Raw genomic sequence first — 10,232 nt, 5'->3', positions numbered from 1 at the left:
ATGCAGCGGCAAGCCGCTGCATAGAGTACGAATTGCGCAAGCGCAATTCGAATTCCCCCGCAAGCGGGGGAATGAATTCCGCAAGCGGAATTCTAAAGATGAAACAATCCGCGCAAGCGCGAATTGTGGGAGTCCCCGCAAGCGGGTCCTCCTTGGCTAGCTATGAAGGGGCGGGTGCATCGTGTGCGGGCCTGTGTGGGGTTTGGGATCCCTGGCTAGCACCCCTGAAACGATGGTGATGCGATGTCGGTCTGACGGGGTGCCGGCCTCTGGTAGTGACGGGCTCCGCTGCGCTCCGCCCTGACCACTCCTCACTTCAGGACCAGTCCTCCCCTGTGCTCATCGCGTCTACCCACCATGCATCTTGGATCGCCGTGGTGGGTGAAAATCTACCCTCGTGTCAACCTCAAGAGAGACGTCGCCTTGCAGAATTATGCATCACAGATGTTGCTTGTGTAGAGTCTGGTGTCAGACACCACCACCACCACCCCGGCCCCCTCACGCTGCATCAGTTTTCTATTTCTGATTGCGTGCCCACTCCATGAAAAGGAATATAGGAATGGCCGTGAAGCTGCGTGACCACCAGATCGAGGCAATTGCTGCCATTGTGCGGGGTCTCGATATCCCGCCGGGCGGTATTCCCATCAATGGTCTGCGTGGACAGGTGCATGCTGCGTGTGGCACGGGAAAGACCATCATTGCGGCGGCGGCGGCAAGGCGCATCGTGCCCAAGGGGCGCATTCTCGTACTGGTGCCGACCTTGGATCTGCTGGCGCAGACGGTGAAGGCGTGGCATAAGGTCGGGCACGCGGGGCCGGCTGTTGCTGTCTGCTCGCTCCAGGACGACCCGGATCTGTGGAACCTGCGGGTCCGTTCCACGACGAATCCCGTGCAGCTGGCCCTGTGGCACGGCTCCGGGCCGGTGACCATCTACGCGACGTACGCCAGCCTCGGTGTTCTGGCGGAGGCGTTCGAGGGCGTTTACGGGCAGCAGCTGGCCCCAGTGGATCTCGCGGTGATCGATGAGGCGCATCGAACATCGGGGTCGATGGGGAAGGCCTGGGCGGGGATCCATGGCCAGAGCGTGATTCCGGCGGCGCGGCGGTTGTACATGACGGCGACTCCGCGGATCTGGCAGGAGCGGCCCAACTGGGATGTGGGTGAGGGGGTGCGGGAGGCGTTGCCTCGCGAGATGGCAGCGTCCATGGACGACGAGGCCGTGTTCGGGCCAGTGCTCTACAAGCTGTCGCTGGCGTCGGCTGTCTCGCGTGGGTTGCTGGCGCGGTATCAGATCATCGTGCTCGAGCTCCGGGACCCGGTCGTCACCCCGGAGCGGCTGATGGGTGAGGAGCGGCGTGGTGAGGAGGTGCGTGGTCAGCGGCTCGGGGCGCTCCAGGCTGGGCTCTTGCACACCATGGCGCAGCACAGGCTCGCGTCGTGCATCACCTTCCATCACCGGACGATAGAGGCGCAGGCGTACGCGGAGGGTCTAGAGCGTGTGGCGGGGAAGCTGCATGCGGATCAGCCCGGGACGTACCCGCTGGCGGTCTGGGCGGACTGGCTGTGTGGCGAGCATGTGCCTGAGCACCGGCGTGATGTGTTGGCTGAGTTCGGTTCGACGGGGCGGCGTGCGGTGCTGTCGAACTGCCGTGTGCTGGGCGAGGGCGTCGACATCAGGAGTGTGGACTCTGTGGCCCTGTTGGATCCCAAGGGGGCGCCGCACGACATCGTCCAGGCGATCGGGCGGGCTCTTCGTCAGAAGCCCGGAGAGGGGAAACTGGCTTCTTTGATCGTGCCGGTTTTTCTTCGGCCGGGAGAGCAGCCGGAGGACATGTTCACCTCGGGGTCGTATCGGCCGTTGGTGAAGGTGTTGGAGGGTCTGCGGGCTCATGATGAGGATGCAGTGGAATTGTTGGCTATTCCGCAGGAGCCGCAGAGGGGTGCGGTGCAGCCGTCTACGTTCATCGGTTCTGCGCCGGAGGAAGGTGAGGAGGAATCGCGGTTGTTGCTGCGTTTTTCTGCTCCTAGGGATCCGGTGATGGTCGCGCAGTGGGTGTCGTTCAATGTGATCGACACGGAGCGTCAGGACTGGGCTCGCGGGTGGGCGGCGCTAAGGAAGTTCGCCGAGCGTGAGGCTCACGCCAGGGTTCCGTACGGGTACCGGGAGGGTGCGACTCCGCTTGGGCAATGGGTGGCCGAGCAGCGACGGGCTTACGGTGCGGGGCAGATGTCCGGGCAGCGTGCTGAGCGACTGGAACAGTTGGGCATGGTCTGGTCGTTGGCGGATGAGCGCTTCCAGGAGAACCTGGCTGCGGCGCGGGCTTACTACGAGGAGCACTGGACGCTGTGCGCACCTCGGTCCGCGAGCATGCTGGACCGGCCGGTGGGGCAGTGGCTGTCCAATCTCCGTCGGCCTGGTGCTCTGGACGGGCACGACGAGTGGAAGGCGGCGCTGGAGGTTGTGGACGAGGACTGGAACCCGTCCTGGGCGCCGGAGTGGCAGCGGCACTACGCTGCGCTGCGCGAGCTGGTGCGCGACGAAGAGGGGCCGGCGGGAGTCCTGCCGGGGTTCACGGTCCACGGGATGGATGTCGGGAAGTGGCTGGCCAAACAACGCCAGTCGGCTGTGTGGCAGGCCATGGTGGACGGGCAGCGTGAGCGCTTGGAGCAGCTCGGTGTCGTGCCGCTGGTTCGGGAGCCGGAGGAGCCCGCGAAGTCGTCCGGGGTGCCTGTGAGCGCTTTCGAGCGGGGTGTGGCGGCCCTGGCGCAGTACAAGGCGCGTACCGGTTCCCTGACCGTCTCACGAGGGCATGTAGAGGTGTTGCCTGACGGGTCGGAGGTCAAGCTCGGGGTGTTCCTGTCGAACAGCAAGAGCCGCCGCGCCAAACTCACACCCGACAAGCTCCGGGTGCTCGCCGCTCTCGGGTTGCAGTGGGCGGTGTGATAGCACAGAACGCGCTAATAGTCTTTCGTCCCCTCCCCCGCGTGCGGGCGCCGCTGGTTCCCTGTCGGTGGGCGGGTCGCTGGATTGACCTGTGAGAGCCGGGGCGTCGTGGGGTTCTTGTGGCGGGCCGGGCTCCCGGACGCCGACCAGTTGGTCGAGCACCGCGTGGGTGGGGTGGCAGGGCGGGCGGGGCGCAAGGCCGGTGTGGTGGTGTCGCGACCGGAGGCGCGTCCCTCGTGGCCGGCTGGAAGAACAGGGGCGTGGCTGTCATCTATGTGACGTTCGGTAACGGAGCCGCTCAGGCGTGCAGTGTCACGCCGGAGTTCATCACGCTGCGTAGGCAAATCAGTGTGTGAATGCCTTGAGCGCCTTTCAGTGCAGCTCGCGGACGAGGCCGGGCGGCAGTGGCTCAAGGCCGACGCCGTCAGGTGAGTCGGTGTGGCCTGATCGGTGCACGAGTGCTAGTTGGTGCTTGTCCGGCTGCCTCGGCATGTTGACTATGCGTCGCGGGGCAGGCGCAGTTGCAGTGTCTTCTCCAGGGCTTGCGGAGGGGACGGGCGCGGGCGGCTCGGTGGGGCAAGGAAGGGGGTGGCGTTGCTTGGGCCGGGCCTTTTGTGTGGCTGGGGGCGGGGCGTTGGTCGTTCGTAGCGTCGTGGGATTCGGATGGGCAGGCCGGAGCGGGTCTGGCCTGCCGGCGGGTAGGGGCGCTGGGGGCCCTTCCGGATGAGAGAGCTGTCGATGTTCATGTAGTCGCTCACCACTTGGTCACGGAGGTAGTCGTAGTCGGTGCCGTTGGCGGCTGCGGTCATCAGTAGGAGGGGGCGTTCGGGTGGAGCGGCGGCGGGGTCTTCCGCGACGCGGATCTCGACGACAGCTGGGGGTTGGCGGGCGTGGGTTTTCGCGATCCGGTCCCAGGCTCGTTCCCAGGGTCTGACTTTGCGGGGGGAAGCGCCGAGCGCTTCCATGAATGCGGTGATGTGTTCGCGGGAGGGGACTGCTTCTCCTCGCAGGACTGTGCTGAGGCTGCTCTTCGGGAGCCGGAAGTGCCGGCCGTCGGTGGTCCGTCCGGCTTCGGCTTGCAGGTGGCCCAGGGAGGGCTGGCCTTCGCGGGCACGGACTTGGATCATGGCCCGGCGTAACTGGCCGAAGTTTTCGATGAGTTCGGGATGGGTGAGCGCGGAGCGCACCGAGGTGGCCAGGTCTTGGAAGTCTGTGGCGGCTTCTTTCTGGCGCCGGAGTTCTTCCTCGGAGCGGCGGGCGGCTTTCCATAGGCGGATGGCGTCTGTGGTGTCTGCTTCGCAGGCTTGTGCGTAGGCTTCGACGAGTTTGCGGGAGGGGGTTTTCCCGCTGGCGCCGCGCGAGAGCATGGACGCGGTGAACCGGTATCCGATCAGTTTGGCCATCGCCGCGTAGGTGACGCCTCGGCGCTCGCGCTGGGCACGGAGCCACAGCGCGAGCGCTTCGGACTGCCGGGTTTCTGCGGCGACGGCGTTCTCACGCCGACCCATGGGTGGGTCAGGCCGCCTCGGGCGACGGTGCCGTCGTCGTGCGCATGGCTCTCAGCGAGCTGACGGCGACGTAGAGGGCGCCCGCGATGAACTCCAGGGCGCCGAACATCGGCAGGCCGGCGAGGGCGAGGGTTCCTGCCACAAGGATGACGACGAGGATGATGACCACCTCGCCGGGCGTCAGCGCGCCCGGCGAGGTGTTGGACGGGGACGGCGGGAAGAGCAGTGAGCGCATGCGGGTCTCCGACTGATGTTGTGTCATGCCCCTTTGATGGGGCGGGACTTGGGCTGCACCGTGACTGTTGACGGGGACTTCCAGGTCCGGTCCGTCAACGTTCGGCGATCCTCTCACCAGTAACCCGACCATCACAATGCGTGGCCCTCCGGGCAAGGGCGTTGATTCATGGACGTCCAGAGCGCGGGTCCACGATGCGGGCGAACGGGTGGACGAGTCGGCGCCCGGCAACCACGAGGCCGCAGGTCAGGCGAACGAAACCAAATTTTTCATTCGTTTCCGTCCACCCGGCGTTGCCGAAGACGCGCACACGATGACACCCTCCTACCAACGCTGCCCCGGGTACTCGTACCCAGGTCTCCCTGGCGTCGTGGCTGCACCATGGAACAGGGACTGGGCATCACCGCGTTCCAGCGCGGCGCCCCAGAGGGTGGCGCATCCTGACCGGATGCGGCCACCCTCCGCAAACTCATAAGCCGAGCAGTCAGCCGGCTTGCGGGCCTTGCTGGCGTTGAGCTGTACCGCATGACGACGGACTGGCCTCCCGTCGGACGACTGCCGTTTTCGCGGCCGATGCGCAACCGGGTCACGAACGTTCTCGCCTGTGTCCTGCAGTTGACTGGTTTGGACGACGGCGCACGCTTTTGGTGGCAGTACGCCGCGGGCGTCCCACTTGAGAGGGCGGTGGTGCCGGAGCGTGGGACCCGGCTGGTGACGAGTGCGCTTCGCGGTTCGGGTGGTGGTGATCCGGTCCTTGGGGTGCTGGCCGGATCGGGTTGCAGGATCTCCGCGAAGCTTGGAACGTGCGTGTGATGGGCCTTGGCCGGGTTGAGCCAGGTCCTCGGCCGCTGTTCTGCTTCCTGCGCTGGGGAAAGTGGCGCAACGTGCCGAACGGGGAGCCTGTTTCGCCCAGCGCTGGCGAACCTGGCGCGGGTGCGCCGGTCCTCTCTTCACTGACAATCAGCATCACGGTCGGCCGACTGGCCATGGCCCCGCTTGTGCCGGAGCAGCGCACCGCGGCAGCAGATCTCCCGGGCGTCGAGGAAGGGGGCGGGCGATGAGACGGCGGGGCGTCTTCCGAGGAGCCCCGCTGCGGCTCGTGCCGGCACCCGTCTCGTCGGCGAGATTCCAGGCTCTGTCGATGAGGCAGATGCAGCTCGTGGTGGTGGTCGTGCTGGGGCAGCGGCTTGCGCCGGCGGCTCGCCTGCTGCAGCTGTCCGAGGAGCGGGCGAGGGCACGGCTGTCGGTGGTTGCTTCACGGCTTCGGCATCCCGGCCGGTCGCAGATCCCTTCCCGTGGTGGTGGGTGTCGGCCGGCACCGTGGTCGGAGAAGTCGTTGCCGGTGCAGTCGTCCTGGATCTTGCCGGTGGCGTCGCGCAGCCGCTGGGCGGTCGTGTCGGCGGTCTGCCGGTTCTCGTGGCGGTCGGCTGCGTTCTTCGGGTTCGGGAACGTGCCGAGGCTCGATAGTTGTCACCGGCGGAGCCGAATAGGCCGGCAGAAGGGCCGGGCTGAAGCGGCCTGGTTGTCACCTGGGAGGCAGGCTACTTGTCACAGACGCTCAATCAGCAGCCGTCCTGTCACCGGGTTGTGTCGTGACGCGCGACGGGCTCGCTGTGATGCTCGGCGAGCAGACCACGGCATGTGGACCTGCACGCGACGCGTTGATCGCCGGCGGGGCCTTCATCGTCTGGGACGGCCTGGTTCCTGCCGACCGCGTCGCACACACCTACCGAACACGGCTCCGTATCACCCAAAAGGGCGGCCAGTCGACGCTGGCCCTCGGCGCTACCGTCGACCTCCTCTTCCAGGCAGGAGAGGAGCCTCTCCGCATCGGGCGCATCGACGCGGCAGACCTGTCCTGGACGTTCATGCTCTTCCTCGACGCCACCGCAACGGCGGTACTGGGCTGCACCGGCGTAGCCAGAGGCGGGCCCCCGGCGGAGCCAGCCACTGACTTGAAGTGACAACACTCCTGCCTTGGTGGCAGCTGTCGTGCTTCGTCTCACAACGGTTGATCAATGCTCGCCATAAAAGGCGTCGGTTTCAGTAGTCGAGATCCAGATAATCAATGTCGTTGATTGCCACGTCCGACAGTCCCATGGCGCGAATTCCGCTGTCCTGGAAATAGGCGTCCTTGAATCCTTCGGCGATGATTTTGCGCATCTCCTGGTCGCCGGCACCGGTTTCGCGGGCGTCGAACAGGCGCTGTGCGTAGGCCGGGGGGAGGTGGACGGTGAGGCGTCGGAAGCGGCCGTCGTCGGTCGTGCCGACCGGGGCGGTGTAGCCGAACCTGGCCCTGGTCTCCACCGTGACCCCGCCCGTGGTGGCTGCTTGGCGCTGGCGGCGCTTACGCACCAGGGGCTGCCACCGCTGCCGTACGGCGTCGTCGATCTTGGCGGCGATGTCGGCGCGGGCGTGCTTGCGGGCACCGCGTCGGTAGCGGTTGACGGAGTCGGCGGTGACCCCGATCTCCTGCGCGACGGCCTTTGCGCTGCCGAACTGTTGGAGCAGGTAGCTGATCTGGCCCTTGAGGGTCTTCGGTGGCTCGCGGGTGAACGCTTCCCGGTCGGCCCTTTCGATCGCGTCGTCGATCTCCCCCACGGCCTTACTCTCCTTCGTCCAGGATGGCGTCGCCGCCCTTGATGTGGCGGGCCGGGTTGAGGCCCTTCTCCATCAGGTCGACCGCCCACAGCATCGACTGCACACCCTCCAGCTTCGCCAGGCCGGGTGTCGGGCCGAGGCGGAACCCGCCAGGCTGCGGCTTCCCGGAGGTGGTGTACGGCAGGAAGTCCAGCGGGCTCTCTCCCTGCGAGGGGCCTCGTCCGACGCCAGGGCGCCGGAGTTGTCCGCGGACTCCGAGGAGTACGAGCCGCCGCCGCCACCACCGCTGCCGCCGGAGGCAGCCGGGGCACTGCCGGCCGGGGCAGCTGCGCCCTCGGCCGCAGCGGCCTCGTCGGCCTCGCGGGACTTGATGACCTGGGCCTGGTGCTGCTCGAAGCGCTGCTGCGCCTCGGCGTACTGGGTCTCCCAGACCTCGCGCTGAGCCTCGAAGCCCTCGAGCCAGTCGTTGGTCTCGGGGTCGAAGCCCTCGGGGTAGATGTAGTTGCCCTGGTCGTCGTACGACGCGGCCATGCCGTACAGCGTCGGGTCGAACTCGACCGAGGCCGGGTCGCCGCCGAAGGCCTCGTTGGCCTGCTTCAGCGAGAGGCTGATGCGACGGCGCTCGAGGTCGATGTCGATGACCTTGACGAAGATCTCGTCGTTGACCTGGACGACCTGCTCCGGGATCTCCACGTGGCGCTCGGCCAGCTCGGAGATGTGGACCAGGCCCTCGATGCCCTCGTCGACGCGCACGAACGCACCGAACGGAACGAGCTTGGTGACCTTACCGGGAACAACCTGCCCGATCTGGTGCGTACGGGCGAACTGCTGCCACGGGTCTTCCTGCGTCGCCTTGAGCGACAGCGAGACGCGCTCGCGGTCCATGTCGACGTCGAGGACCTCGACGGTGACTTCCTGGCCGACCTCGACAACCTCGGAGGGGTGGTCGATGTGCTTCCAGGAGAGCTCGGAGACGTGCACGAGACCGTCGACGCCACCCAGGTCCACGAAGGCACCGAAGTTGACGATCGAGGAAACGACGCCGGAGCGGACCTGACCCTTCTGCAGGGTCGTGAGGAACGTCTGGCGGACCTCGGACTGGGTCTGCTCGAGCCAGGCGCGGCGGGACAGGACCACGTTGTTGCGGTTCTTGTCCAGCTCGATGATCTTGGCCTCGAGCTCCTTGCCCACGTAGGGCTGGAGGTCGCGGACGCGACGCATCTCGACGAGCGACGCCGGGAGGAAGCCACGGAGGCCGATGTCGAGGATGAGACCACCCTTGACGACCTCGATGACGGTACCGGTGACGATGCCGTCTTCTTCCTTGATCTTCTCGATGGTGCCCCAGGCACGCTCGTACTGAGCGCGCTTCTTCGAGAGGATCAGGCGGCCTTCCTTGTCCTCCTTCTGGAGAACCAGGGCCTCGATCTCGTCGCCGACCTTGACGACCTCGTTCGGGTCGACGTCGTGCTTGATCGAGAGCTCGCGGCTCGGGATGACACCTTCGGTCTTGTAACCGATGTCGAGGAGGACCTCGTCGCGGTCAACCTTGACGATGACACCGTCAACGATGTCGCCGTCGTTGAAGTACTTGATCGTCTCGTCGATCGCCGCGAGGAACGCGTCCGCGTCGCCGATGTCGTTGACCGCAACCTGCGGAGTGGTGGCGGTGGTCTCGGTGCTGCTCGTCATGTGGGAAAGGGCTCCGGTACGGACAGTGAGTCGTAGGTACTGCTACGCCGAAAGCCCGTATCGCCTCTGCAGAAGCCGGACAGCCTGGAAAGCACCCCACCCGAACCGGGAAGGCGCCCTCGACAACCGAGGGGACATGCAACAGACGCGAGCGCGGCCTGCTAGGTCTGAAGCGCGCAGGCTCGCAGCGCAACTTGTAGCATACGGGGGCAGCCGGACAGGGTCAATGCGCGAAGGCGCACACCCGGGGCACAACACCCCAATTCCGGCACAACTCACGTTCACCGAGGCCACATCGGTCACGGCGGTGTGTCGCGCGCACACGGGCGTACTCACCCGTACGGCCCGTGGAGGCACCCGCGCGAGGCGGGTGAAGGCAAACTACAACGACGGGCACGATGAGCCAAGAGATCTACGAGTCCGAACCTGAAGCGACCCGGCGGGAAGCCGGTGAGGCGGAGAGCAGCCGGGCGAGCCGCGGCTGGTGGGACCGGAACGCCGACGAGTACCAGAGCGACCACGGGGCGTTCCTCGGGGACGACCGCTTCATCTGGGGTCCGGAGGGGCTGGACGAGGCCGAGGCCGCCCTGCTGGGCCCGGCGGACGGACTGAAGGGCCTGGACGTCCTGGAGATCGGGGCCGGCGCCGCCCAGTGCTCGCGCTGGCTCGCCGCGCGGGGCGCCCGCCCGGTGGCCCTGGACCTCTCCCACCGCCAGCTCCAGCACGCCCTGCGGATCGGCGACGACGTCCCCCTGGTGGAGGCCGACGCCGGACGGCTCCCCTTCCGGGACGGCTCCTTCGACCTGGCCTGCTCCGCCTACGGCGCGGTGCCCTTCGTCGCCGACCCCGTCCAGGTGTTCCGCGAGGTGCGCCGCGTGCTGCGGCCGGGGGGCCGCTGGGTCTTCTCGGTGACGCACCCGATCCGCTGGGCGTTCCCCGACGAACCGGGGCCGGAGGGCCTCTCCGTCTCCGCCTCCTATTTCGACCGGGTCCCGTACGTGGAGCAGGACGAGCACGGCGACGCGGTGTACGTGGAGCACCACAGGACGCTGGGCGACCGGGTGCGGGACGTGGTGGCGGGCGGCTTCCGGCTGGTCGACCTGGTGGAACCGGAGTGGCCGGCCTGGAACGCCCAGGAGTGGGGCGGCTGGTCCCCGCTGCGCGGCCACCTGATCCCCGGTACCGCGATCTTCGTCTGCGAGCGGGACGGGCGGGCCGGCTAGGCACCGGCGGCCCGGGGCGCGGGCGCGGC

Annotated in this window: 6 protein-coding genes and 2 pseudogenes; 3 read left to right on the top strand and 5 right to left on the bottom strand. The window is 67.2% G+C overall.

All coding sequences use genetic code 11. The features are described 5' to 3' along the window. Positions 1–559: 559 nt before the first annotated feature. Positions 560–2,944, top strand: coding sequence for a DEAD/DEAH box helicase (locus tag ACFWFI_RS19320; RefSeq protein WP_387391452.1), 2,385 nt, complete (start codon positions 560–562; stop codon positions 2,942–2,944). A 497-nt stretch (positions 2,945–3,441) separates the two neighbouring features. Here the strand turns inward: ACFWFI_RS19320 and ACFWFI_RS19315 are convergent, their stop codons facing one another. Both ACFWFI_RS19315 and ACFWFI_RS19310 read right to left on the bottom strand, forming a co-directional pair. Beyond that, positions 3,442–4,452 (bottom strand): helix-turn-helix domain-containing protein, encoded by a 1,011-nt coding sequence (locus tag ACFWFI_RS19315; RefSeq protein WP_387391449.1) that lies wholly within the window; start codon positions 4,450–4,452, stop codon positions 3,442–3,444. Positions 4,453–4,459: 7 nt separating this feature from the next. Next, positions 4,460–4,714, bottom strand: a complete 255-nt coding sequence (locus ACFWFI_RS19310; RefSeq protein WP_387391446.1) for a hypothetical protein — start codon at positions 4,712–4,714, stop codon at positions 4,460–4,462. Between the two features lie 1,565 nt (positions 4,715–6,279). Here ACFWFI_RS19310 and ACFWFI_RS19305 point away from each other — a divergent pair. Further along, positions 6,280–6,651, top strand: coding sequence for a hypothetical protein (locus tag ACFWFI_RS19305; protein WP_387391443.1), 372 nt, complete (start codon positions 6,280–6,282; stop codon positions 6,649–6,651). A 79-nt stretch (positions 6,652–6,730) separates the two neighbouring features. Here the strand turns inward: ACFWFI_RS19305 and tpg are convergent, their stop codons facing one another. The 3 genes and pseudogenes from tpg to rpsA all read right to left on the bottom strand — a co-directional run. Further along, the gene (tpg, locus tag ACFWFI_RS19300; RefSeq protein ID WP_387391440.1) at positions 6,731–7,288 is read right to left on the bottom strand and encodes a telomere-protecting terminal protein Tpg; all 558 of its coding nucleotides are present in this window, start codon (positions 7,286–7,288) and stop codon (positions 6,731–6,733) included. A gap of 4 nt (positions 7,289–7,292) precedes the next feature. Beyond that, positions 7,293–7,502: pseudogene (locus tag ACFWFI_RS19295) on the bottom strand (hypothetical protein); the annotation flags it as partial. Beyond that, positions 7,502–8,980 (bottom strand): annotated as a pseudogene (gene rpsA / locus ACFWFI_RS19290) (30S ribosomal protein S1); the annotation flags it as partial. The pseudogenes rpsA and ACFWFI_RS19295, both read right to left, overlap by 1 nt. A 398-nt stretch (positions 8,981–9,378) precedes the next feature. On the opposite strand from rpsA, the gene ACFWFI_RS19285 reads away from it, so the two are divergent. After that, positions 9,379–10,203 (top strand): class I SAM-dependent methyltransferase, encoded by an 825-nt coding sequence (locus ACFWFI_RS19285; protein WP_387391438.1) that lies wholly within the window; start codon positions 9,379–9,381, stop codon positions 10,201–10,203. The last annotated feature ends 29 nt before the right edge of the window (positions 10,204–10,232 follow it).

The sequence above is a fragment of the Streptomyces sp. NPDC060209 genome (assembly GCF_042728155.1).
GTDB lineage: Bacteria > Actinomycetota > Actinomycetes > Streptomycetales > Streptomycetaceae > Streptomyces.
Note: the sequence above shows the minus strand (reverse complement) of the source record. Positions and strands in the feature narration are given on the sequence as shown.